This window comes from Methylosinus sp. Sm6, from assembly GCF_019802345.1.
GTDB lineage: Bacteria > Pseudomonadota > Alphaproteobacteria > Rhizobiales > Beijerinckiaceae > Methylosinus.
Genome location: NZ_JAINDZ010000029.1, coordinates 18,477 through 41,325, shown reverse-complemented (window position 1 = coordinate 41,325; position 22,849 = coordinate 18,477). Strand labels below are relative to the sequence as shown.

Genomic DNA, 22,849 nt, shown 5'->3' with positions numbered 1-22,849 from the left:
GTGCCCGCCCTTCGACACGCCCGCTGCGCGGGCCCCACAGGACGAGGGTGACGGGGCTGTAGTCCGTCACCCGATGACTCTGATCGACGTGCTGAGACGCCGTGTTCACTGCGCTTGACGCCCGTCGGGGAATCGCCGAGCTTTTTCGACAGCACAGTGTTCGAGGCTTCCCGCCGGAGCGGCATTGGTCGATCAGAACTCGCTTTTTCGACGCGACTCGTCGAAAGCCGCGATGGCGGCTTTCCCCTCCGATCCGAGACAACAGGGCGCTTGGATGGATCTGCGGATACAGGACAGAACCGCTATCGTTTGCGGCGCCTCTCGGGGGCTGGGCATGGCGTGCGCTCGGGCCCTCGCCGGCGAGGGCGTCCGCGTCACGCTCGTCGCGCGTCGGGCCGAGGCGTTAGAGATGGCCGCCGACCGCATTGCGGAGGCGACCGGAAGCCGTCCCGCTTTCGTCGTCGCCGATGTCGGCACGGCGCAAGGGCGCGCCGCAGTTCATGCGTCGAGCGCCGAGACTGACATTCTCGTCACCAATGCCGGCGGCCCCCCGATCAAAGATTTCACGGATTTGACGCTCGAGGATTGGGAGCGGGCGCTCGACGCGAACTTGCTGTCTGCGGTCGAGTTGATCCGGACGTTCGCGCCGGGCATGCGCGCGCGCCGCTTCGGCCGGATCGTCAACATCACGTCGGCGACCGTCAGAATGCCGGTGGCGAGACTCGATCTCTCCACATCCGCTCGTCTGGCTCTCACCGGATATGTGGCAGGCGTGGCTCGACAGATTGCCGAGGATGGCGTGACGATCAACAATCTGCTGCCCGGCACGATCATGACGGAACGGCTCGCCGAGCTCGGCGCGACGGCGGACGCGCTGGTCGCCCGTGTGCCCGCCGGAAGGGCGGGAAAACCGGAAGAATTCGGAGCTGCATGCGCATTCCTGTGCAGCGAGCAGGCCGCTTTCATCACAGGCCAGAATCTTTTGGTCGACGGAGGCTTGTGCACGCTGACGATCTGAGGCGTCGATCTTGCGTGTCGAAGGCCGAAGGCGCGTGATCTAAGCGGTCGCCGATCGATCGAGACGCTCGAGAGGCCTCGCGACTTCCGCCTGACGCGAGGCCGAAGGTCTTGTCGAGCGCCGCCTGCAGCTGCATGCGCAAGCTGTTGCGGAAGATGCTCTCTTCGGCTGCGATAGCGTCGAGCGTCGCGCCCCCGGGCCGATCCGATTCGTCCATCGCCGTGAAGGACGAGTTCCGAAGGGACGGCGCGGGCGACGACGCTCGACCGTTCAAAACTTGTAGATCACGGCCGCGCGCGTCTTGCCGATGGTCGGACGCGCATCGATCGTCGAGCCGAGCACGCTCGCGTATTTGTCGTAGAAGCTCTGCAGATATTCGAGCCGCGCGCCGACATGCGCCGTCAGCATGGTTTCCATGCCCGCGCCGAATTGAACGCCCGAGAACACATGCGAGGTTTCCAGGCCGCCGAGCCCCGCCGTCGTGAGTTGAGCGTAGGTCTGCGTCCATCCGACGGAGCCGAACAACAGCGTGTCGCCGAACAAATGGCCCGCCCGCGCGCGTATGGAGTAGTCCCAGTCATAGGTGATTTGCGCATTCGCCGAGAGAATGGGAAGCGTCACGCTCGCCGTCGATCGCGCGCCGCCGCCGCTGCCGTCGATTTCCAGGCCGAACACCGATCGCCCGAGCTGGTAGTCGTAGCCGAGCAGCGCGCCGCCGACGCCGCCGGTTCCGCCGACGCCATCGCCCGAAATGGAGCCCGAGGAGAGCTTGGCGCTGCCGAAGGCGTAGCCGCCATGCGCGCCGACATGCGCGCCGGTCCAGCTTTCACGCGGGACGGCGGACGGGACGCCGACGCCGGCCGGCGCGCCGCAGCAATCGGCCGCCTCGAATGGCTTCAAGATCAGCCCGACGCGGGCGACCGCCGTCTCGGGACGGGCGTTGGAGAGCCCGCCGTCGAAATTACGCTGTCCATAGACGCTGTGGAGATATTCGGCCCGGCCATAGAGCCCGGGAGCCAGGCGCGTCTCGACGCCGACGCCGAATATCGCGCCCGTATAGCGCACATCGTCGCTGTCGCCATTGGGATAGCCGAGCTTGGTGACGGCCTGCGTGACGCCGGCGGTGGCGTAGACGAGCGTGTCTTCGGAGACGAGGCCGCCGAGCCTTCCGCGCAAGGCCCAGGAGGCGGCCTCGCGGAATGTCACGTCCTTGCCGAAGCCGGAGGCTTTCGCCTCCGTGCTCTTGACGGAGCCGTCGGCGGCGACGCCCGCGACGAAGGACGAGCCGAAACGATAGTCGAAGCCGGCGGTGACGCCGCCCGCGACGCCATACATGCCGACGCCGCTGACATTGGCGACGCCCGGAATGGCGGCGCGCGTGATCGCCCAGCCGGGGCCGACATTGGCGCCGACATAAAAGCCCGTCCAGCGCGACGAGACGAAAGCCGGCTGCGGAGCATCATCGGCGCGGGGCTGCGCATCGGCGATGATCGGCAGCGAGCCCGTGACATCGTCGTTCTGCCGGTGAAGCCGCTTTCCCCGTGCTGGCTCCGGCGCGCGCCCGCTGCGGCTTTCGAATATCGGACTTGAGGGAGGTTCGTTGTAGCGAGGCGGCGAGCCGGCCGACGCCATGTCCGTGGACAAGAAAACGAGCGTGGTCGAAGCGAAAATTCTTCTCATCGTGTAAAGCCCCCAAAGCGACGCCGCCACTATTGGGAGACATGGTTAATAACACGTAAGGTTGTTTACTCGCGGCGTCCTGAAGCGATAGTTGAGCGGCGGATCGGCCCGATCGCTGTGGCGAGATGCGGACAAGGCCGCCCGGTCGGCATGTCGCGGAACGGGAGCGCGAAATCGTGACGTCGACAATGGCCGTCTATTTTGCCGTCTCCCTCGCGGAGATCGCGGGATGCTTCAGCTTCTGGGCGTGGCTCCGGCTCGGAAAATCGCTGCTCTGGCTGGCGCCCGGCATGGTCTCGCTGGCCCTGTTCGCCTATCTGCTCACCCTGGTCGACAGCTCGGCCGCGGGCCGCGCCTACGCCGCCTATGGCGGAGTCTACATCACGGCTTCGCTGCTCTGGCTCTGGCTGGTCGAAGGAACGCGACCGGATCGCTGGGATTTGACGGGCGTTACGATCTGTCTGATCGGCGCCGGCGTCATCCTGCTCGGCCCGCGAGCGGGCTGAAAATGACCTGAGCTCCTTCGGCTTTTGGGCAGCGAACCGAAGTCGGCGCCCGCCGCCGACCCCGCAGCCGTTTCATCGTCCAGCCGTCCGATCCGCGACGCAGCGGGAGGAGAGGGAACCGCGCGACCTCTTCCTCGTGGCATGATTCAGCCTCTCGAGAGCGAGCCTTCAGGCTCGCTCTCGAGAGGCTGCAAATTCGTCGACGCGAGCCGCTACGTCTTCCGCTCGATCTGCCCGATCGCGTCGACCACCGCGTCGAAAGTCAGAAGCGTCGAGGCGTGGCGCGATTTGAAATCGCGAACCGGCTCGAGGAGAGCGATGTCGCCCCATTTGCCTTCCGGCGGAGCGCCGTTCTCCTTCAGCATCCTGCGGACGATCTCGCGCAGATCGCGCAACTCCTGCGGCGTGCAGCCGACGATATTGCGCGCCATGATCGAGGAGGCGGCCTGGCCGAGCGCGCAGGCCTTTACCTCATGAGCGAAATCCGCCACTTTTCCGTCGCGGAGAGTGACGTCGACCGTCACTGTCGATCCGCATAATTTGGAATGGGCGGTGGCGCTGGCGTCCGGAGCCGTAAGGCGGCCGACGCGCGGAATTTGCGCGGCGAGCTCCAGAATGCGCTGGTTGTAGACTTGATCGAGCATCTGGCCGATAAGTTGCTAGCAGGGGGGTTACGTGGATTTCTTCCACTGAGTATATAATTCGCCGGGCCGTCTTGAAAGCGGCCATCTCCCCCGAAGACGTCGGGCCTTGTTGTTTTAAGGAGGCGCCACATGGATGCCGTGGTTAAGTCCTTGCTCAGCCGTCCCGAGACGGCCGATAAGCCCGTCGAGCGGCCGAGCCGCGAGGAAGCGGAGGCGGCCGTGCGCGTGCTGCTGCGCTGGGCGGGCGACGATCCGGACCGCGAAGGGCTGAAAGAGACGCCGCGGCGCGTGGTGAAGGCCTATGAGGAGTTTTTCCGCGGCTATGAGGAGGACGCCGGCGAGGCGCTGGCGCGAATCTTCGAGGAGGTCGAGGGCTATGACGATCTCGTCCTCGTGCGCGACATTCCGTTCGTGTCGCATTGCGAGCATCATATCGTGCCCTTCGTCGGAAAGGCGCATATCGCCTATTATCCGACGGGCGGCGTCGTCGGCCTCTCCAAGCTCGCCCGCCTCGTCGACACTTACGCCAAGCGGCTGCAGACGCAGGAGGCGATGACGGCGCAGATCGCGGCGGCGATCGATCAGCATCTGGCCCCGCGCGGCGTCGCCGTTCTGGTGGAGGCCGAGCATATGTGCATGTCCATGCGCGGCGTGCTGAAGCAGGGCTCCTCGACCGTCACCGTGCAATTCTCGGGCGTGTTCCGCGACGAGCCGGCCGAGCAGGTGCATTTCTACACGCTTTTGCGCGGCGCGCGCTGAGCCGCCGCGCCTTCGGGAGACCCCGCCATGTCCGCAGCGACGCCGGCCGAAGCCCGCGAGGTCGAGGAAGGGCTCGTTTTCGCGCCGCGATTCGACGCGCAGGGCCTCATCGTCTGCATCACCGTCGAGGCGGCGACCAAGGACATATTGATGGTCGCCTATATGAACGAGCTGGCGCTCGAAAAGACCATCGAGACCGGCGTCGCGCATTATTGGTCGCGCTCGCGCCAGAGCCTCTGGCGCAAGGGCGACACCTCCGGCCAGGTGCAGAAGGTGCTGTCGATCGAGGTCGATTGCGACCAGGACGCCCTGCTGCTGAGGGTGGAGGCGGGCGGCGACGGCAAGGCCTGCCATACGGGCCGGAAATCCTGCTTCTACCGCCGTCTCGTCGAAGGCGAGACGGGTCGGCTCGTGTTCGAGCCATAGCCGCGACGGGGAAGCCGGACAGCCTGTCGTTCCTGTCGTCGGCTTTCGCCTGGCGCGCAGACGCCGCGCCCGCGTTCTTGACTTCCGGCTCCGATGCGGCCAGTTTCCGCGCCTCGCCGCTAGGCTCCGAGCCGCAATCGCCGTGTCCGATCGTCACATGCGTTTCTACCTCGACTTCGAAAAGCCCGTCGCCGAGCTCGAGACCAAGGTCGAGGAGTTGCGCGCCCTGGCCTCCAAGGGCGACGGCGTCTCCATCGGCGAGGAACTCGCCAAGCTCGAGGCCAAGGCCGCCAAGGCTCTGGCCGACCTCTACGCCGCGCTGACGCCGTGGCAGAAAATTCAGGTCGCGCGTCATCCGCAGCGCCCGCATTTTTCCGATTACGTCCGCCTGCTGTTCGACGAGTTCACCCCGCTCGCCGGCGACCGCGCGTTCGGCGAGGACGCCGCGATCGTAGGCGGCTTCGCGCGCTTCCGCGGCGAGCCGGTCTGCGTGATGGGCCAGGAGAAGGGCTCCGACACCTCGAGCCGGCTCGCGCATAATTTCGGCATGGCGCGGCCGGAGGGCTATCGCAAGGCGGCGCGGCTGATGGACCTCGCCGACCGTTTCGGCCTTCCCGTGGTGTCTCTTGTCGACACGGCCGGCGCCTTTCCGGGCATAGACGCCGAGGAGCGCGGCCAGGCGGAGGCCATCGCGCGCTCGACCGAGGTTTCGCTGTCGCTCGGCGTGCCCAATGTCGCGGTCGTGGTCGGGGAGGGCGGCTCGGGCGGCGCCATCGCCATCGCCACATGCAACAAGGTGCTGATGCTGGAGCACGCCGTCTACACCGTGGCCTCGCCGGAGGCCTCGGCCTCGATCCTCTGGCGCGACGCCACCAAGGCGCAGGATGCGGCGACCAGCATGAAGATCACCGCCCAGGACCTGCTCAAATTCGGCATCATCGACGTCATCGTCGCCGAGCCGCCGGGCGGCGCCCATCGCGATCCGCAGGCCGCGGTGACGGCGGTGGGCGAGGCGATCGACCATGCCCTCGCAGGCCTCGGCAATATGTCGCGGGCGCAGATCGTCGACGCGCGCGCCGAAAAATTTCTGTCGATCGGACGCAAGATCTGACGGCGTCGTCCTAGTGGTGCGATTCAGCCCATCAATTTCGGGCGGCTCGCGAGCCCTTCGATCACGCGCCGAATCTTCTCCCTCTTCCGTGCGGCGGGAAGGGGGCGGGAGGGGCGCCAGGAGTTCTGACGCAGACACGGAGCAGGCGCGATGATCGGCAAGCTCAGAGGCGTCGTCGACTCGCAGGGAGAGGATTTCGTGATCCTCGACGTGCAGGGCGTCGGCTATGTCGTGCATTGCTCGACGCGCACGCTGCAGAAGCTGCCGCCCGCGGGAGAGGCCGCGGCGCTCGCCATAGAGACGCAGGTGCGCGAGGATTCGATTCGGCTGTTCGGCTTTTCCGCCGACGCCGAGCGCGACTGGTTCCGGCTGCTGCAGACGGTGCAGGGCGTCGGGGCCAAGGTCGCGCTCGGCATTCTTTCGATTCTGGGCCCCGGCGAGCTCGCCGCGGCCATCGCCGGGCAGGACAAGGCGATGGTGGCGCGCGCGTCGGGCGTCGGGCCCAAGCTCGCCGCCCGCATCGTGGCCGAACTGAAGGACAAGGCGCCGGCCTTCGCCACGATCGATCCTGCGGTCGGGCGTCTCTCGGGCGAGGCGGAGGCGGCCGCGCCACAGGCGGCGCAGGACGCCGTCTCGGCGCTCGTCAATCTCGGCTATGGCCGCCCGCAGGCGGCCGCCGCAGTCGGCGCGAGCCTGAAAGCGCTCGGCGAGAACGCCGACACGGGCGCGCTGATCCGGCGCGGGCTCAAGGAGCTCGCGGGCTAGTCTAGCGGCTTGCGTCGAGATTGAAGCGCGCCACCAAGCCCCTCGGCCTCACGAAACATTAGCTATTGGTCGCAATTCGCGGCGCCGTCGCTGGCTATGCGAGCGCGCTGCGCCATCTGACGGGCGAGGCCGCGAAGGGCGGCCGCGTGGAGGCTCGTCATGTCGCGTTCGATATTCGGCGCGCGCCAGATCGGCGCATTGTTTCTCGGCTTTGTCGCTTTTGCGCTGTTTGCGATCTTCGTCTCCGTTCAGCGCGCCGCCGCCACGCCCTCGCGGGAAGAGCCCTTGTTCGCGCAATGCGGGCTCGAGAATCTCCTGCCGGCCTCCGGCAAGGAGAAGGAGCATGTCGCCTCGCGGCCGACGCGTGAGGAGGGCCGCAGCGCGATCGCCTTCCGGCGTTGGCTCGAAACCTCGTCCCCCATTCTCCCCGGCCTTTTGGTCTTCGGCGTCGATCAGCGGGAATGGCCCGCCGCCGACCTCATCGCCGCCGCCGATCCGACGGCGCGCTACTGCCCCTCGGGCGCGCAGCTCTGACCAGTCAGGCGGCCTTGCTCTCGAGCTGGCGCAGGCAGAACACGATGGAGCCGATCGTCGCGAAGGTCTGGCGGCGCAGCATGCGCTCGGGGAATTGCAGTCCGAGCGCCTCCTCGAGCGCCAGCATGACCTGCACCGCCGCGAAAGAGGTGAGGCCGATCTCATAGAGATCCGCATTCGTCGACAAATCGCGCGCCGGCGCCGGCAGGCGTCCATGTCGGTCGATCATTTGCCGCACGAGGTCGATCATCTTGCTGTCCTGCTTTGGGCCTCGGCGGCGCGGGCCGTCGCCGATTGCGTCGTTCCCGACGATTTGTCGAATATTCGAACGATCGTCGTTGAATCCGAGGTTAAGATTGGCCTTCTCGTGCTGAACGCCGCATGAATTGCGGCGGGACTCGAACGGTAGGGTAAGCAAAATCTTTCCATTGTGGAAAATGCGTAGGCGTCGGGGCCGGGTCGGTCGTTGCCAGGCGCCGGACAGGTTTCTATATTCGCCGGCATCGATTATTCGGCCTGACGACTTGGCCGCGCTTCGGAGACGAAGCCGCTGACGACCTCTCCCAATATCGATCGACCCCGGCCCGCGCGTATGCGGGCTTCAATCTCCAATGGGAGAGACGTATGGCGACCGGAACCGTGAAGTGGTTCAACGCTCAAAAGGGCTATGGCTTCATTCAGCCCGACGACAACGGCAAGGACGTGTTCGTCCATATCAGCGCTGTGGAGCGCGCCGGCCTCCGCGATCTGCGCGAAGGGCAGAAGCTCGATTATGAGCTCACCCAGGATCGGCGCACCGGCAAGTCGGCCGCCGATCGGCTGAAGGCTCTCTGATCTGCTCTGAAATGGAAAGGCCGCCCGCGGGCGGCCTTTCTCATATTCGGGGACTGGGCTAAACTCGCGCTCATGCGCAAGGCGGTCCCCGCAATCTCGCTGTCGCTCTGTCTGGCCTTCGCCGCTGCGCCGCCGGCATGCGCGGCGGAGACGCTGGAGCATTATCTCGACATTCCCGGCCTCGGCCGCGTGCCGATTCCTCTGCCGCCGGGCGTGACCGTGTTCGGTCCGTTGCGCAAGCCGCCGCCGACCCCCGAGCCTCCCATGGATCGAGACGAGCCCGCGCCGCGCGCGACCGGGCTCGACTCCTTGCTCGGCCGCCTTTCCGAAGCGCGCAGCGAAGAGGAGGCCGAGGCGCTCGCGCAGGCCATCGGCCGCATTTGGGCGCGCTCGGGCTCCGCGACCGCCGATCTGCTGATTTCACGCGCCGCCGTCGCCGCTCGGGCGAGCCAGCCCGAGCTGGCGCTCGGCCTTCTGGATCGCATCGTCACGCTGGAGCCCGGTTGGCCGCAGGCCTTGGTCGCTCGCGCCGAGATGCGGCTCACGCTCGGCGACGCCGCAGGCGCCGAGCGCGATCTCGACGCCGCGGTCCGGCTCGACCCGCGCCGGTTCGATGCGCTGGGCGCGCTGGGCGCGCTGCGCGAGCGCGCCGGAGAGCCCGAGCGCGCGCTCGACGCCTATCGCCGCGCGCTCGCCCTTCATCCGCGCCGGGAGCAATGGCGCCGGGCCGCGGAGCGCCTCGAGCAGGAAGTCGTGGGCCGGGACATTTGACGGCGGCGGGCGTTTCCCGCCGGAAGGCGATGGAGGCAGGAATGACGCGAGCTCCGCACGAGACACTCGACGACGCCGCGCTGGCGCAGCTCTACACGCAGGCGCGCACGCATAACGGCTGGCTCGACCGCGAGGTTCCGGACGCTCTGCTGCGGCGGGCGGTCACGCTCGCGCTGTGGGGGCCGACCAGCGCCAATTGCCTGCCGGCGCGCTTCGTCTTCGTGCGCTCGAAAGCGGCCAAGCAGCGTCTCGCTCCAGCGCTCTCTCCGGGCAATCTCGACAAGACCATGGCGGCGCCGGCGACCGCGATCGTCGCTCATGACCTCGCCTTCCACGAGCATCTGCCGCGCCTCTATCCGGCGACCGACGCGCGCTCCTGGTTCGCCGGCAATCAGCCGCTGATCGAGACGACGGCGTTTCGCAACGCCACTCTGCAGGGCGGCTATCTCATCCTGGCGCTGCGCGCGGTCGGGCTCGACGTCGGGCCGATGAGCGGCTTCGACAACGCCGCGGTCGATGCGGAATTTTTCCCCGAGGGGAATGTGAAATCGAACTTCCTGATCAATATCGGTTATGGCGATCCGGCCAAGCTCTATCCGCGCGGCCCGCGCTTCGCGTTCGAGGAGGTCGCCCGCATTCTCTGAGAGGTCGCCTCCATTCTTCAAGAGGAGAGCCGTATGGACTGGAGTCGCCGGGCGCCGGAACTGGCGCCGTGCTTATTGGGCGTGCTGCGCATCGGCGCGGCCGTCCTGTTCCTGCAGCACGGGACCGCCAAGCTGTTCGGCGTTCCCCATGTCGCCATGTTCGACGGGCTGACGCTGTTCTCGCTGCTCGGCGCCGCCGGGATCATCGAGGTCGTCGGCGGCCTGCTGCTGCTTTTCGGCCTGTTCACCCGACCCGCCGCCGTGGTCCTCGCCGTGGAGATGGCCGTCGCCTATGGGGTCGCGCATGCCGGCAAGGCGCTGCTGCCGATCCACAACCAGGGCGAGCTGGCGCTCCTCTATATGCTCGTGTTCATCTATTTCGCCGCCGCTGGACCTGGGCGCTTCGCGCTCGATCGAGCCGGCGCACGTCCCGAAATTTGACCGAATCGAGCGCTCTCGCACAGCGAAGGCGCTGATTCTCGCTCTTTGTTGCATTTTTGTCACAAAAAGTAATCGTGCTTGCCGAATATTGCAAAATGCGTCCGACGCTACTCGAGCCAATAGTATAGATAAGCGGGAAATATTGTTCGGCGTTGCTTGCCGCGCCGCAGCGGAAATTCGAGCGCCTCGTCGCAGGGCTTGGCCGCCACTATTCGATCACATCTTATCCCTAGCGCATGTCTACCTGACAACGGCGGCGCTCGAGGCGTCGCGACTGCGTAAGGAGAGAGTGAGTGAAGCATTTGATCATCGGCTTGGCGGTTGTTTCCGGTTCGACGAGCGCGGCGCTCGGACAGTCTTTTGTCGGCAAGGCGTCCTATTACGGCTATGGCGGCCGCACGGCGAGCGGGGGCCGGGTGGGCCCGATGACGGCGGCGCATCGCACTCTGCCTTTTGGCTCGAAGCTGCGCGTGACCAATCTCGCCAATGATCGATCGGTGATCGTCACCGTCAATGATCGCGGCCCCTTCGTGCGTGGGCGGGTCATCGACGTGTCGGTTCACGCCGCCGAAAGTCTCGGCTTTCGCTCGGCGGGGATCGCCCGGGTGAAAGTGGAGAGGGCGCCCGAGCGGTAGCCCGCTTGTCGCGCGAACGGACGGGTTCGAGCGATCGGAATGCGCGCCGAACCGCTCTGGCGGCGGCGCCACATCTGTAAATTCCTAAGCATAATTGGCAGCAAACACAGGAGTTTCGCTTAGGCAAATATTAAACCGGCGCGTCTATAGATCGGCCAGTCGAGTATGGTCGAGAGTATGCGAGTAGCCAGATGACCGAGACGCATCGTCCGCGTGTCAAATATGTGATCGGGCCCGATGGGAGTCCCCTGACGATCGCCGATCTGCCGCCGCCCACGACCAAGCGCTGGGTGATCCGCCGCAAGGCGGAGGTCGTCGCGGCGGTGCGAGGCGGGCTCCTCTCCCTCGAGGAGGCGTGCAACCGCTACACGCTGACGGTCGACGAGTTCTTGAGCTGGCAGATGTCGATCGACCAGCACGGCCTCGCCGGATTGCGCACGACGCGCCTGCAGCAATATCGCGTCTGAGCAAAAGCAGGAAATTCGAAAGGCGTAGAGCCGATCCGCCGAACGGGGCGGATCGGCTCTACGCTTTTTTTTTAAGGCTCAGCCGCGGTTGCGCAAAGCCTCGGCGAGGCGGCCACGCTCGAACAGCACGACCACGACAAGGGAGAAGAGCAGCGGCACGATCAGATAGAGCAGCCGGAACACCAGCAGCGCCGACAGCACCTTGAGCCGCGGCACGTCCGGCATCGCCTTGATGAAGACGAGCTCGAACACGCCGAGCCCGCCCGGCGCATGGGACACGAGGCCGGCGGAGAAGGACAGGAGGAAGGTGCCGAGCACCACGAGATAGGGTGCGTCGGTTCCGGCGGGCAGCGCGAAATAGATGATGCCGGCCGCGCCGATCAGCTCCATCGGCGCCGCGAACATCTGGCGGATCATCACCTCGGGCCGCGGATAGAGGATATGCAGCTTGCCGATGTTGATCGGCTTGAAGTGCATCAGCGAGCCCGCGACGTAGAGCGCGACCGCGCCGAGGGCGGAGAGGCCGGCGATCAGCGCCGTATGCTCATTGGTCAGCATGTCCGGCAGCATGCCGGAAAGGCGGCCGAGCAGGCTCGGCTGAAAGGTGAGCAGCAGGCCGGCGAGCAGCACCGTGCCGAGCCCGAAAGTGTAGGAGCAGAGCACGACCAGAACGGCCACCTGCCCGGCGGTGAGCCCCTTCGTCGAATAGGCGCGATAGCGCACCACCGCGCCCGAGAACACGGATGCGCCGATGTTGTGCGACAGCGCATAAGTGGTGAAGGAGCACAATGAGATGAATATCCAGGAGATGTGCTTGACGCCGAGATGCAGCAGCGCAATGCGGTCGTACCAGGCGAGCGCGGCGTAAGCGAGAAGCGAGCAGAGCGCGGCCGCCCCCCAATGCAGGGGCGGGATCGCTTTCAGATCCGCCCAGACCTCTTCTCCGACCGCCTCGCCGCGAAACTCTCCATAGAGAAGATAGAAGGATCCGACGACCGCCAGCAGGCCGAAGACGGGCCACAGATATTCCAGGGTTTTTTTCATGCGGCGACGCTTTGACGCTTTCGGAAGGCGAGTCGTCCCCCCGCGGGAACGCCGCTCTCAGTCGCACGGGGACGGCGCAACCGCAAGTCCCGTCTACGGATCCTGTCCCCGTCTACGGATGCGCGCCGCCGCGCGGCCGCGCGGCGGCGGAAAGTCGCGGCCGGCGCTCTGCGCTCAGACGCGGCGGGCGGCCTCTCGGCGATCCGGGCCGTGGCGGTCGGGCATGATGTCGAGCATGCGGTTGCGCGCCTCCTGGCTCTGCGCCTTGGACAGCTCGTCCGACGCGTCCTTCAGGTGGCTTTCCGCCTCGGCGAGCTGGCTGCGCAGATCGCCGACCGAGCGCAGGAGATTGTCGCGGCGCGCGCGGGCGGCGCGGGCGTAGGTGGGATAAGCGAAATGATTGGGATCGGCGATGTTCGCGCGCTGCTCCTCATGCGCGATCTCGCGATCGAGATCGCCGGTCATGCGGGAAAATTCGGCGATCATCGTCTGCAGCTGCGCCACGCGGCGGCGGCATTCCTCGGCCTGAAAGCGCTTCAGGCGGACCAAGGCATCTCGCGATTTCATTTCCACACTCCGACACACGATACATTCGACGCTTGCGAATTCGGTCGCAACATCCGCGAGACATGTGAAATATGGCGCAAGGAGGTTGCTCGAATGTTACTGTCGGATCGGCCGCGCAAAAAGCCGTCCTCCTCGTCTATCTTTGCACCTGTGCGTCGCTTTCCAGCGGCGTGATCTACGGAGGGGTGCGCCGCATGGGGGCGGGGAGCGCATCGAGCTCGGCCGCGGCGGGAGTCGGCATTGCAAGCAGATAGAGCGCCGCAGCGGCGACGAGCTTGAGAAGATGACAGCGAGACATGATGCGATCCGATCGAGCGGCGAGCGCCGCCGTGGCCGAGACGACGAAGCATCTTTGGCTCGATTTCGGTCGGAGGTCCGTGTGGTCGCGCACAGCGAAGCGCCTGTAGACGGCTCCAGCCTTCAGGCCCGCCTCTCGCAGCACGTCGTTTCGTCCGACGCAGGGCGCGCTGGGGCGGCGGGATAGGCCTTTTGGGCCTTGGCCGAGGTGAGGAAGAAGCGCTCGCCCTCGCGATAGGCCGCGTTGCCGCTCACGACCTCGAACTCGACGAGGCCGCCCGGCCGCGCGTCCATCATGTCGCCGAGGAGGCGGACGCTCTTGGGCAGGAGCCCGAGATCGGCGCTGCGCGCCCCCTCGGCCTTCAGCAGAATTTCCCGCGCATCCATCGCCGTCTCCGTTCCTGCTTTATGGAGATGTCCCGTCGATGCGGTTCTGTCCAATTGTCCTTTCCGATCCGACGATGCATTTTCTGCATCATGGAGCTGCAATGGATCGACGATTTCCTGGCCTTGTGCGAGACGCGCAATTTCACGCGCGCGGCGCAGGCGCGCTGCACGACGCAGTCGGCCTACAGCCGGCGCATGCAGCGGCTGGAGGATTGGCTCGGCGCGCCATTGTTCGATCGCGAGCGGCGTCCGGTGGCGCTGACGCCCGCAGGGGAGGAGTTTTTGGCGCGGGCGCATCGGCTGCGCGATGAGATTTTCGATGCGCGCCGGGCTGTTCTGTCTGTCTCGAGCCATTTGGAGAAGTCGCTGCGCGTCTACACGACCAACACGCTCGCCGCGACCTTTCTGTCGCCCTGGCTGATCGCGCGCGGGCTGCAGAATTATTCCGTCATCGTCGCATCAGTGTCCGGCTGCCTCGAAGCGGTGAAGCGCGGCCATGCCGATCTGGCGCTGACGCCGCATTTCGGCGACGCCGAGGCGCTGACCGGCCTCGAAGCGCGCGAAATTGGCGAGGATCGGCTGATCCTGGTCCAGAGCGGCGGACTGAAGGACCCGGTGGGGCTCATCGGCCGGGAGCTCACAGGCGCGCTGATGGTCTACACGCCCGGCACGCAATATGGGGCGCAGATCGCCGCCATGCTCGATGCGCATCGGATCGCCATCCGGGCGCGGCCGGTCTGCGAGAGCGCCTCGGCCGAGGCGCTGCTCGCGCAGGTGAAGGCCGGGCTGGGCGCGGCCTGGATCCCCGCGATCCTGCTCGACCGTGAGGCGACGGTTCGCTGTGCGGCGCCGGATTATTTCGACATTCGATACAAGATCGTGCTGGCCCGGCCGGCAGGTCAGAAGTGACTGTCCGGCTCCGCGGCGGCCGCTTCCTCGCGCTGCTCGTGCCGAAGCATCAGCGGAATCTGCGAGAAGGCGAACAGCAGCGTCAGCGGCAATATGCCGAACACCTTGAAATTCACCCAGACGTCGGTGTCGACGCTGCGCCGAACCACCTCGTTGAGGCCGGCGAGAAAGAAGAAGAAGAAGCTCCAGCGAAAGGTGAGCTTGCGCCAGCCGGCGTCGTCGAGATGAAAGGCCGAGTCGAAGACGGCGGGAAGCAGCAGCTTGTCGAACCAGAGCGCGCCGATGAGCGCGGAGCCGAACAATGCATAGAGGATCGTGACCTTCAGCTTGATGAAATTCTCGTCCTGCAGGAAGAATGTCAGCGAGCCGAAGATCAGCACGAAGATCGCGGTGACGACCGGCATCGCCGGCAGATGCCGCGTGATCGAATAAGAGACGGCGAGCGAGACGAGGACGGCGACCATCAGCGCGGCCGTCGCAGGGAAAATGCCGAATTTCTGATTGGCGAGGAAGAACAGGACGAGCGGCCCCATCTCCAGAACCAGCTTCAGCCCGGGCGCGAGGCGCTTCTTCGGCCGCGTGAGGCCGGCGCTCGTTTCATCGATCATGGCGTCGTTTCCGTTTTCTCTTCGTCGCCCTCGAGTCCGGCGATGGCGCGGGCGAAATCGCGCGCGGTGAAGGGCTCGAGATCGTCCGCCCCTTCGCCGACGCCGATGAAGTGGATCGGCAGGCCGTAGGTCTCCGCGATGGCGACGAGAATGCCGCCGCGCGCGGTGCCGTCGAGCTTGGTCATCACCAGGCCGGTGACGCCCGCCGTCTTGCCGAAGACGTCGACCTGAGCCATGGCGTTCTGGCCGACCGTGGCGTCGAGCACCAGCAGCGCGGCGTGGGGCGCCTCGGGCTCGGCCTTTTTCATCACGCGCACGATCTTGGCGAGCTCGGCCATCAGCTCGGCGCGGTTCTGCAGCCGTCCGGCCGTGTCCATCAGCAGAATGTCCGAACCGCGTTCGCGCGCCGATTTGATCGCATCGAAGGCGAGGCCGGCGGCGTCCGCGCCCTCGGGAGCGTAGCAGACCGGCACATTGAGCCGCTCGCCCCAAAAGCGCAGCTGCTCGACCGCCGCGGCGCGGAAAGTGTCGCCAGCGGCGAGCATCACCTTGCGCCCCTCGGCCGTCCATTTGGCGGCGAGCTTGGCGATGGTCGTCGTCTTGCCCGAGCCGTTGACGCCGACGACCAGCACGATGAAGGGCTTCTTGCTCTCGTCGAGCTCGAAGGGCAGCGCCACCGGGGCCAGAACGCGCTCGACCTCGTCGGCGAGGATCGCCCGCACCTCGTCCGGCCCGATCGTCTTCTCGTAGCGCGCCTTGCCCACCGTCGCGGAAATGCGCTGGGCGGCGGCGAGGCCGAGGTCGGCGCGCACCAGCACGTCCTCGAGTTCCTCGAGCGTCAGCGCGTCCAGCTTGCGCTTGGTGAAGAGATCGGAAATGCCCTGGACGATCGCCTGCGACGAGCGCGAAAGGCCTCCGGTCAGCCGCTCCCACCAGGAGCGCTTGCGCCCCGCCTCGGCGGGGGCTTCGGTCGTCGGGGCGCCGCCGCCGCGCCCGAACAGGCGCGAGAACAAGCCCTTTTTTTCCTCGGCTTCGCTCATGATCTCCCTCGGTCGCAGCGATTGCCTACACCAGCCTGCGACGAAGGGCCAGCGGCGCGTCGGAAGAGAGCCGTCTTTCGATATTGTTTCGGTTTCGGCCGCCCGAGCGGCGGAGCCGCGTTCAGCGTTTCATCAGACGATCGACTTGTTTCATCTGAAGGAAAAGATGAAAGGGCGCGTCCGCGGCGACATCGAAATCGACTGCTGATAGAACCGCTTCGCCTGTTCGTTCTTGGCGTGAACGACGACTGCTCCGATCCCGGCGATGTCGGCGGCTCGGGCGGTGCGCCGCAAGGCGTCCCGCAGAAGCGTTGCGCCGAGCCCTATGCCCTCCCACTCCCTGGCGACCGCCGATCGGGCCAGAATCATGACCGGCACGGGGCGCCGGGCCAATCCCTTCGCGAGACGCTCCGGCGCTTCGGCGTATTCGACCTGCCCGACGGTCAGGCTGAAATAGCCGGCCGCCGTATCGCCGATCTCGGCAACGTCGGTTTGCGCTCCGCCGGACGCCGGGCTCGGGGAGGGCATAACGCTGGAGGAAGAGCGCAAATCCGGGACGCTGGCGCGAGCGCTTGAATCGGCCGTTGCCGAGTTCGATATAGGCTGCGGAGGGGGCGTATCGGAATCGAACGCCGGTGACCGCAACCGAGATCGAAGCCGCCGCGAGGCCGTCCGAACGGGTCTTGCTGGGCGGCGGCGAAACGGCCGCGCTGATTGCTGCGACAGATTGGTCTGCTTCGCCGATCGGCGAGCCCCGCCGCTGGCCCGAGCGCCTGCGCGTGATGCTCGAAGTGTGCCTCAACAGCGCATTTCCGATGGCTATTTTCTGGGGCGAGGACCTGCGCCTCTTCTATAACGACGCCTATCACGTCTTTCTCGCCGACAAGCATCCGCGCGCGCTCGGCCGACCCGCGCGCGATGTGTGGCCGGAAATCTGGGACGTGATCGGCCCCATGCTGCAGGGGGTGTTGGCCAACGGGCGGCCGACCCGGTCGGAGGATCTGCAGCTCGACCCGATGCGCAACGGACGCCGCGACGAGGCCTATTTCAGCTTTTCCTACGGGCCGATCTTCGATGACGACGGCTCGGTCGGCGGCGTTTTCTGCCCGGTCGTCGAAACCACGGAGCGGGTGGTCGGCGAGCGGCGGCTGCGCACATTGCGCGATCTCGCCGCGGTGAGCCGGGCGGAGGACGAAACGCAGGCCTGCCGCGTGGCGGCGAGCGTTCTCGCGGCCAATGAAGCCGACATCCCCTTTTCAGCCGTCTACCGGCTCGACGAGCCGTGCGGCGAGGCGATCCTGATGGCCTCGACCGGCGCGCCTCCCGGCGCGCGCGCGTTTCCGTCGCGCCTGCGCCTCGGCGATCCCGACCCCGTTCGCGGCGACCTCTGGGGCCTCGCCGACGTCCCCGGGCTCCATCCCGGGCGCGTCGCCATGCGCACGCTCGACGCGCGCCATGGCGTGCTGCCGCGCGGCGTCTGCGCCTCCGCGCCGGACGAGGCGGTGCTGTTCCCGATCGTCCTGCCGGGCCAGGACCGCGCGGCCGCTGCTTTGATCGCCGGCGTCAGCGCCTGCAAGCGGCTCGACGCCGCCTATGCCTATTTTCTCGATCGCGTCGCGGCCAAGATCGGCTCCGCCATGGCCGACGCCCGCGCCTATGCCGATGAGCGCGCCCGCGCCGAGGCGATCCGCTCTCGCGAGGAGGCGTTGCTGCGCACCGAGGCGGAGCTGCGGGAAGCGCAGCGCCTCGGCCGCATCGGCAGCTGGCGCTGGAGCGGCCAGGCGTGCGACAGCGGCAGCGCTTCTCCCTATCTCGCGCACATCTTCGGACTCGATCCGGGCAAGCCGCCGCCGGCCTTCGCCGAGCAGAAAGGCCTGCTCTATGCGCCGCAGGACTGGGAGCGGCTCGATGCGGCGGCGCGCGAGACGCTCCGCTCGGGCGAAGGCTTCGAGCTCGACCTGCCCGCGCATCGCGTCGACGGCGCCGGCATCTTCGTCACCATTCGCGGCGAGGCCGTGCGCGAGCCGAGCGGCGAGATCGTCGGCCTGCGCAGCACGATCCAGGACATCACCGAGCGCAAGAAGGCCGAGGAGCGTGTCGAGCTGCTGATGCGCGAGGTGACGCATCGCGCCAAGAACCTGCTCACCGTGGTGCGCGCCGTCGCCCGTCAGACCGCCCGCAGGGATTCGCCGGCGGCCTTTGCGCAGCGCTTCGACCACCGCATCGCCGCGCTCGGCGCGAGCCATGATCTCTTGGTGCAGAACGAATGGCGCGGCGTCGATCTCGAGGCGCTGACGCGCTCGCAGCTCGCCCATTTCCGCGATTTGTTCGGCTCGCGCATCCTGATCGAGGGACCGCGGACGATCGTGAAGCCCTCGGCCGGCCAGACGATCGGCATGGCGCTGCACGAGCTCGCGACCAATGCGGGCAAATATGGCGCGCTGTCGACGGAGCGGGGCGAGGCGCGCATCGCCTTCGGGGTCGTGGCCGACGAGAGCGGCGCGCCGCGCTTCGAGATGAGCTGGCGCGAGAGCGGCGGGCCGGCCGTCGTTCCGCCGCGGCGCCACGGCTTCGGCCATATGGTCATCCTGCAGATGGTCAAGCATTCGCTCGGCGGGCAGGTGACGCTCGACTATGCGCCGGCCGGGATCGCCTGGACGGTGCGCGCGCCGCCCGAAAATGTGATCGAGCCGCCGCAGGCAGACGCCGATCGAGGCTTGGAGAAGCGAGCCTAGAAGCTCGCTTCTCCAAGCACAGACACGCCGCTCGCGTAGGGGAGAAGCCGAGGATGAGCGCAGGCGAGCCGATCCGCATATTGGTGATCGAGGACGAGCCGGCGATCGCGGCGGACCTGTGCTGGGTCGTCGAGGAGGTCGGCTATGAGATCGGCGGCACTGCGAGCTCGGTGGACGAGGCGTTGTCGCTGATCGAGGGGACCGGAATCGACGGGGTGATCCTCGACGCCAATCTGCGCGGCGTCAGCAGCGCCGGCGTCGCCGATGCGCTGAAGGCCCGCAATCTGCCGTTCTTCGTGCTGTCGGGCTATCTGCAGAAGCAATTGCCCGGCCCGCTCGCCGAGGCGCCGTTTTTGGCCAAGCCCTATGATCAGGATGAGCTCGCGACCCGCATTCGCGGGCTGGCGCGGTGAGGGGCGGCGCCCGTCGGCGACTAATCTCGCTGCGGCAAATGCGGGCGCGAAAGCGCGCCCATCTCAGTTGAAGCTGTCCGGCCATTGGCGCGAGCCATGGAAAACGGCAAGCACCTCGACCACCTCTCCCCTCACGCGGTAGGGCAGAACGAAGGGGGAGTCCGACACGATCATCTCCCGCGTTTCAGGGACGCGCCCGGCGCGCCCCGCGTGGGCGTGGACGGCGAGGAGCTCGGCTTGGTCGAGGATGCGGGTGACGACGCGATCCGCCGCGGCGGGATTGTCGCGCGCGATATAGTCGCCGATCGCTTCGAGGTCGCGCAGCGCCGGAGCCGTCCAGCGCAGCTTCATTCTGTGGCTGCGAATTTCTTCCGCACTCGCGCCAGCTCGTCATCGCTGGCGAAGTCTCCGCGATCAGCCGCTGCGATTCCGGCTTCGATCTTGCCGATATGCCAAGCGTTCAGGGCGATGTAATCCTCGACGGCCTTGGCGACCAGCCAATTGCGCGAGCGTTCGGTCGTTGCGGCGAGCTTGTCGAGCGCGCCGAGCGTTGTCTCATCGAGACGCACGGTAAAAGCGGCGGACATCGGGGCCTCTTATCGACATGGTGCGATACGGTTCGCATGTAGTCTAACAGCGCCATGTGCCGAAGGCCATGGAATTCGCGTTCTCATCGACGACCGCTTGCCGGAAGCGCGGACGCGGCAGACGAACGCTGGCGCGAGGGATGGGGCGGACGCCTCGCCGCGCGAGCCGCGCGGCCCGCCGTTTGCTCCGCGCGGCGAAACATGACAACTTCGGTATCGCTATGTCAGACGCTTCCTTCCCGACGCCCGATTTCGGGCAGACTCATCCCGGCCTCGGCGTTCTGCGCATGGCCGTCCTGCTCGCCGAGGCCGAGGACGCGACCGGCGACGATGTGCCCGGCCTGATGGCCGAGCAGATCGAGGCGGGCTGCCTCGACGGCGTCGCTTATGCCGACGTCTGGGCGGAGCTGGAGCCCGGGCTCATGGGCCGCGCGCCGGGGCGGCTGCTGCGCATCCTGCGCGGCTGCGGGGCGCTGGAGCGCATTCTGCCGGAGGTCGACGCGCTGTTCGGCGTGCCGCAGATTTCGGACGGGCAGGGGGAGGTCGATCTCGGCGAGCATCTTCTCGCCGCGCTGGACGAGGCGGCCACGCTCGGCGCGCCGCTCTCGGTGCGCTTTGCCCTTCTCACCATGAATGTCGGAAAATCGGATTCGCCGCCCGAGCATTTGCCGGTGCATTACAAGCATATCGAGCGCGGCGTGCCGCGCGTGGATGCGATTGCGGAGCGTTTCGGCGCGCCGGCGGACTGTCGCGAGCTGGCGCTGCTGGCGCTGGCCGAATGCGAGCGCGTGCATCGCGCGTCGGAAGTGCGCGCGGGGCCGGTCGCCCTGATGCTGGAGCGGCTCGGCGCCTTCGACGCGCGCGAGCGCTTCGACCGGCTGATGATGGTCTGCGCCTGCGATTTCCGCGGTCATGGCGATCGGGACAAGCCCTATGCCAAGGCGGCGCTGCTCGCCGCCGCGCTCGCCGCCTGCGCGGCGATCGACGACCCCTCCGCCGAGGCGCGCGCCGCGGCCATAGCGGCGGCTTTCCGCTCGCAGCGGTGGTCCAGCGAGACGGCCTGAAGGCGGCAGGGCCTCCGCCGCTTCTGTCGATTATCGCGCCGGAGCGTTTCGCGCCCTTGCGGAGGCGAGCGACGCGCTCGCCCGCCGCCGCCGTTCCGTGCTACCTGCTCGGCTCATGTCCGAGCTTCCCCAAAAGGCGCGCGCGCTGCTCAAATCCATTTTCGGCTATGAGGATTTCCGGCCGGGACAGGCGGAGATCATCGCCGCCGTGCTGGCCGGCGAGGGCGTGCTCGCCATCATGCCGACCGGCAGCGGCAAGTCCATGTGCTATCAGCTGCCCGCTCTCGTCGACGGGAAGCTCACCATCGTGGTCTCGCCGCTCATCGCCTTGATGCGCGACCAGGTGCAACAGATGCGCGCCTTCGGCGTTCCCGCGGCGACGCTCAATTCGACGAACGACGCGCAGGAGAACGATGACGCGCGCCGCGCGCTACGCAATGGCGAGCTGCGCCTGTTGTTCGTCTCGCCGGAGCGGCTGCTCGCGCCCGGCGTTCTCGACATGCTGGCGCGCGCCGGCGCGAGGCGCCTCGCGATCGACGAAGCCCATTGCGTGTCCGAATGGGGTCACGACTTTCGCCCCGAATATCGCGAGCTCGGCGTCGCCGCCGAAACGCTCGGCGCGCAGGTGGTCGGCCTCACCGCCACCGCCGACAAGGCGACGCGCGCCGATATCGCCAAGCGGCTGTTCAAGACCAGCCCGCGCGTCTTCCTGCACAGCTTCGACCGGCCCAATCTCGCGCTGCAATTTTCCGCCAAGGATCAGCCGCGCCGCCAGCTGCAGCGCTTTCTGGAGAAGCATCGCGGCGAGAGCGGCATCGTCTATTGCTCGTCGCGCGACGCGACCGAGAAGCTCGCCGCTTATTTCGCCGAGCAGGGCCATGAGGCGATCTGCTACCACGCGAAGCTGGATCAGGCCGTGCGCAACCGCAATCAGGATCGCTTCCTGCAAGAGGACGGAATCATCGCCGTCGCGACGATCGCGTTCGGCATGGGCGTCAACAAGCCCGATGTGCGTTTCGTCGCCCATGCCGACATGCCGTCCAGCGTCGAATCCTATTATCAGGAGATCGGCCGCGCCGGGCGCGACGGATTGCCGGCCGACACGCTCACTCTCTACGGCCTCGACGACATGGCCTTTCGGCGCCGGCAGATCGATCAGAAGGAGGTGAGCGAGGAGAGAAAGCGCATCGAGCATGACCGCTTCTCCGCGCTCGCCATGCTGTGCGAGACGCCGACCTGCCGGCGTCAGACCTTGCTCGCTTATTTCGACGAGGAGAGCGAGCCTTGCGGGCGTTGCGACATTTGTCTCGGGCGTGTGCAGATCTATGATGGAACCGTCGACGCGCAGAAGGCGCTGTCGGCGGCGATGCGCACGGGCCAGCGCTTCGGCGCCAATTATCTCGCGGACATTCTGACCGGCGCGGCGAGCGAGACCGTGCGCCGCAACCGCCATGAGAGCATCAAGACCTTCGGCGTCGGCAAGGATCGCTCCAAGCAGGAATGGAGCGCCATCATCCGTCAATTATTCGCCGCGCGCGCTCTCGCGAGCACGGAGCACGGCGGCTTTGCGCTCACGGCGAAAGGCGAGGACATTTTGTTCGGCCGCTCGCAGATCGCGCTGCGACGCGACGCCTTGACGGCGCGCGAAAAACGCAAGGACGCCCCTCGCAGCGTTGAGCTCGACACGCAGGACGAGCGCGTGCTCGCGGCGCTGAAGCGCAAGCGCCTCGAGCTCGCCCGGGAGCTGGGCCTGCCCGCCTATATGATTTTTCCAGATCGAACGCTCATCGAAATGGCGTCGCGCCGGCCGGCGACCCTCGCCGAAATGCGCGCCGTCCAGGGCGTCGGCGAGCACAAGCTCTCTCATTATGGCGAAGCCTTTCTCGTAGCGCTGCAGGACGCGCTTTCGTGAGCAGGCTCGGCCTTTCTTTCTGACTTCGGCAGGCTTCCCGTTCGTCTACGG

At 66.9% G+C, this 22,849-nt stretch carries 30 protein-coding genes; 18 read left to right on the top strand and 12 right to left on the bottom strand.

Annotated elements, in window-relative coordinates; translation table 11 throughout:
• Positions 1–274 precede the first annotated feature (274 nt).
• A complete protein-coding gene (locus tag K3F48_RS17725; RefSeq protein ID WP_222576763.1) occupies positions 275–1,018 on the top strand; it encodes an SDR family oxidoreductase in 744 nt (247 codons plus the stop codon).
• 270 nt (positions 1,019–1,288) lie between these two features.
• On the opposite strand, the gene K3F48_RS17720 is transcribed toward K3F48_RS17725, so the two are convergent.
• Positions 1,289–2,698 carry an outer membrane protein gene (locus K3F48_RS17720; protein ID WP_222576762.1) on the bottom strand — a complete coding sequence of 470 codons (1,410 nt, stop codon included), beginning with the start codon at positions 2,696–2,698 and terminating at the stop codon, positions 1,289–1,291.
• Positions 2,699–2,886: 188 nt separating this feature from the next.
• Here K3F48_RS17720 and K3F48_RS17715 point away from each other — a divergent pair, with 188 nt between their 5' ends.
• The gene (locus K3F48_RS17715; RefSeq protein WP_222576775.1) at positions 2,887–3,204 is read left to right on the top strand and encodes a YnfA family protein; all 318 of its coding nucleotides are present in this window, start codon (positions 2,887–2,889) and stop codon (positions 3,202–3,204) included.
• Between the two features lie 212 nt (positions 3,205–3,416).
• Here the strand turns inward: K3F48_RS17715 and K3F48_RS17710 are convergent, their stop codons facing one another.
• Complete coding sequence (locus tag K3F48_RS17710) at positions 3,417–3,848, bottom strand: iron-sulfur cluster assembly scaffold protein (protein WP_222576761.1); 432 nt, start codon at positions 3,846–3,848, stop codon at positions 3,417–3,419.
• 129 nt (positions 3,849–3,977) lie between these two features.
• Between K3F48_RS17710 and folE the strand changes: the two genes are divergently transcribed.
• From folE to K3F48_RS17685, 5 genes are all read left to right on the top strand, one after another.
• Complete coding sequence (gene folE / locus K3F48_RS17705; RefSeq protein WP_222576760.1) at positions 3,978–4,607, top strand: GTP cyclohydrolase I FolE; 630 nt, start codon at positions 3,978–3,980, stop codon at positions 4,605–4,607.
• A 27-nt stretch (positions 4,608–4,634) separates the two neighbouring features.
• Positions 4,635–5,033, top strand: coding sequence for a phosphoribosyl-AMP cyclohydrolase (gene hisI / locus K3F48_RS17700; RefSeq protein WP_222576759.1), 399 nt, complete (start codon positions 4,635–4,637; stop codon positions 5,031–5,033).
• 157 nt (positions 5,034–5,190) lie between these two features.
• The gene (locus K3F48_RS17695; RefSeq protein WP_222576758.1) at positions 5,191–6,144 is read left to right on the top strand and encodes an acetyl-CoA carboxylase carboxyltransferase subunit alpha; all 954 of its coding nucleotides are present in this window, start codon (positions 5,191–5,193) and stop codon (positions 6,142–6,144) included.
• Between the two features lie 150 nt (positions 6,145–6,294).
• Positions 6,295–6,909, top strand: coding sequence for a Holliday junction branch migration protein RuvA (gene ruvA, locus K3F48_RS17690; protein ID WP_222576757.1), 615 nt, complete (start codon positions 6,295–6,297; stop codon positions 6,907–6,909).
• A gap of 159 nt (positions 6,910–7,068) precedes the next feature.
• A complete protein-coding gene (locus K3F48_RS17685) occupies positions 7,069–7,443 on the top strand; it encodes a hypothetical protein (protein ID WP_222576756.1) in 375 nt (124 codons plus the stop codon).
• 4 nt (positions 7,444–7,447) lie between these two features.
• Here the strand turns inward: K3F48_RS17685 and K3F48_RS17680 are convergent, their stop codons facing one another.
• Positions 7,448–7,693 carry an acyl carrier protein gene (locus K3F48_RS17680; RefSeq protein ID WP_222576755.1) on the bottom strand — a complete coding sequence of 82 codons (246 nt, stop codon included), beginning with the start codon at positions 7,691–7,693 and terminating at the stop codon, positions 7,448–7,450.
• Positions 7,694–8,067: 374 nt separating this feature from the next.
• Here K3F48_RS17680 and K3F48_RS17675 point away from each other — a divergent pair, with 374 nt between their 5' ends.
• From K3F48_RS17675 to K3F48_RS17650, 6 genes are all read left to right on the top strand, one after another.
• The gene (locus K3F48_RS17675) at positions 8,068–8,277 is read left to right on the top strand and encodes a cold-shock protein (protein ID WP_003613126.1); all 210 of its coding nucleotides are present in this window, start codon (positions 8,068–8,070) and stop codon (positions 8,275–8,277) included.
• A gap of 72 nt (positions 8,278–8,349) precedes the next feature.
• Entirely contained in the window at positions 8,350–9,048 is a 699-nt protein-coding gene (locus K3F48_RS17670) for a hypothetical protein (RefSeq protein ID WP_222576754.1), read from the top strand.
• 41 nt (positions 9,049–9,089) lie between these two features.
• On the top strand, positions 9,090–9,692 hold the full coding sequence (locus K3F48_RS17665; protein WP_222576753.1) for a malonic semialdehyde reductase: 603 nt from the start codon (positions 9,090–9,092) through the stop codon (positions 9,690–9,692).
• 33 nt (positions 9,693–9,725) lie between these two features.
• Entirely contained in the window at positions 9,726–10,133 is a 408-nt protein-coding gene (locus tag K3F48_RS17660) for a DoxX family protein (RefSeq protein ID WP_222576752.1), read from the top strand.
• A gap of 293 nt (positions 10,134–10,426) precedes the next feature.
• Positions 10,427–10,768: a septal ring lytic transglycosylase RlpA family protein gene (locus K3F48_RS17655; protein WP_222576751.1), complete on the top strand. Its 342-nt coding sequence runs from the start codon at positions 10,427–10,429 to the stop codon at positions 10,766–10,768.
• A gap of 191 nt (positions 10,769–10,959) precedes the next feature.
• The gene (locus K3F48_RS17650) at positions 10,960–11,235 is read left to right on the top strand and encodes a DUF1153 domain-containing protein (protein WP_222576750.1); all 276 of its coding nucleotides are present in this window, start codon (positions 10,960–10,962) and stop codon (positions 11,233–11,235) included.
• Between the two features lie 78 nt (positions 11,236–11,313).
• Here K3F48_RS17650 and K3F48_RS17645 read toward each other — a convergent pair whose 3' ends face one another.
• The 4 genes from K3F48_RS17645 to K3F48_RS17635 form a co-directional block, all read right to left on the bottom strand.
• Positions 11,314–12,279, bottom strand: a complete 966-nt coding sequence (locus K3F48_RS17645; protein ID WP_222576749.1) for a lysylphosphatidylglycerol synthase domain-containing protein — start codon at positions 12,277–12,279, stop codon at positions 11,314–11,316.
• 174 nt (positions 12,280–12,453) lie between these two features.
• Positions 12,454–12,846 carry a flagellar export protein FliJ gene (locus K3F48_RS17640; protein ID WP_222576748.1) on the bottom strand — a complete coding sequence of 131 codons (393 nt, stop codon included), beginning with the start codon at positions 12,844–12,846 and terminating at the stop codon, positions 12,454–12,456.
• A 175-nt stretch (positions 12,847–13,021) separates the two neighbouring features.
• Complete coding sequence (locus K3F48_RS24490) at positions 13,022–13,144, bottom strand: hypothetical protein (RefSeq protein WP_255609289.1); 123 nt, start codon at positions 13,142–13,144, stop codon at positions 13,022–13,024.
• Positions 13,145–13,266: 122 nt separating this feature from the next.
• Positions 13,267–13,530: a hypothetical protein gene (locus K3F48_RS17635; protein WP_222576747.1), complete on the bottom strand. Its 264-nt coding sequence runs from the start codon at positions 13,528–13,530 to the stop codon at positions 13,267–13,269.
• A 54-nt stretch (positions 13,531–13,584) separates the two neighbouring features.
• On the opposite strand from K3F48_RS17635, the gene K3F48_RS17630 reads away from it, so the two are divergent.
• Entirely contained in the window at positions 13,585–14,439 is an 855-nt protein-coding gene (locus tag K3F48_RS17630; RefSeq protein WP_255609287.1) for a LysR family transcriptional regulator, read from the top strand.
• On the opposite strand, the gene K3F48_RS17625 is transcribed toward K3F48_RS17630, so the two are convergent.
• The 3 genes from K3F48_RS17625 to K3F48_RS17615 form a co-directional block, all read right to left on the bottom strand.
• The gene (locus tag K3F48_RS17625; RefSeq protein ID WP_222576746.1) at positions 14,430–15,047 is read right to left on the bottom strand and encodes a septation protein A; all 618 of its coding nucleotides are present in this window, start codon (positions 15,045–15,047) and stop codon (positions 14,430–14,432) included. The genes K3F48_RS17630 and K3F48_RS17625 overlap by 10 nt on opposite strands.
• A complete protein-coding gene (ftsY, locus tag K3F48_RS17620; RefSeq protein ID WP_222576745.1) occupies positions 15,044–16,087 on the bottom strand; it encodes a signal recognition particle-docking protein FtsY in 1,044 nt (347 codons plus the stop codon). The genes K3F48_RS17625 and ftsY overlap by 4 nt, the downstream gene beginning before the upstream one ends.
• A gap of 150 nt (positions 16,088–16,237) precedes the next feature.
• Positions 16,238–16,615, bottom strand: a complete 378-nt coding sequence (locus K3F48_RS17615; protein WP_222576744.1) for a GNAT family N-acetyltransferase — start codon at positions 16,613–16,615, stop codon at positions 16,238–16,240.
• 107 nt (positions 16,616–16,722) lie between these two features.
• Between K3F48_RS17615 and K3F48_RS17610 the strand changes: the two genes are divergently transcribed.
• Positions 16,723–18,822, top strand: coding sequence for an HWE histidine kinase domain-containing protein (locus tag K3F48_RS17610; RefSeq protein ID WP_222576743.1), 2,100 nt, complete (start codon positions 16,723–16,725; stop codon positions 18,820–18,822).
• 53 nt (positions 18,823–18,875) lie between these two features.
• On the top strand, positions 18,876–19,235 hold the full coding sequence (locus K3F48_RS17605; protein WP_222576742.1) for a response regulator: 360 nt from the start codon (positions 18,876–18,878) through the stop codon (positions 19,233–19,235).
• A 63-nt stretch (positions 19,236–19,298) separates the two neighbouring features.
• Here the strand turns inward: K3F48_RS17605 and K3F48_RS17600 are convergent, their stop codons facing one another.
• Together K3F48_RS17600 and K3F48_RS17595 are read right to left on the bottom strand one after the other, a co-directional pair.
• A complete protein-coding gene (locus tag K3F48_RS17600) occupies positions 19,299–19,586 on the bottom strand; it encodes a type II toxin-antitoxin system RelE/ParE family toxin (RefSeq protein WP_222576741.1) in 288 nt (95 codons plus the stop codon).
• On the bottom strand, positions 19,583–19,822 hold the full coding sequence (locus K3F48_RS17595) for a CopG family ribbon-helix-helix protein (RefSeq protein ID WP_222576740.1): 240 nt from the start codon (positions 19,820–19,822) through the stop codon (positions 19,583–19,585). Before K3F48_RS17595 ends, K3F48_RS17600 begins: the two co-directional genes overlap by 4 nt.
• 221 nt (positions 19,823–20,043) lie before the next feature.
• Between K3F48_RS17595 and K3F48_RS17590 the strand changes: the two genes are divergently transcribed.
• On the top strand, positions 20,044–20,886 hold the full coding sequence (locus tag K3F48_RS17590; protein ID WP_222576739.1) for a tRNA nucleotidyltransferase: 843 nt from the start codon (positions 20,044–20,046) through the stop codon (positions 20,884–20,886).
• A gap of 115 nt (positions 20,887–21,001) precedes the next feature.
• Positions 21,002–22,798, top strand: a complete 1,797-nt coding sequence (gene recQ / locus K3F48_RS17585; protein WP_222576738.1) for a DNA helicase RecQ — start codon at positions 21,002–21,004, stop codon at positions 22,796–22,798.
• Positions 22,799–22,849 lie beyond the last annotated feature (51 nt).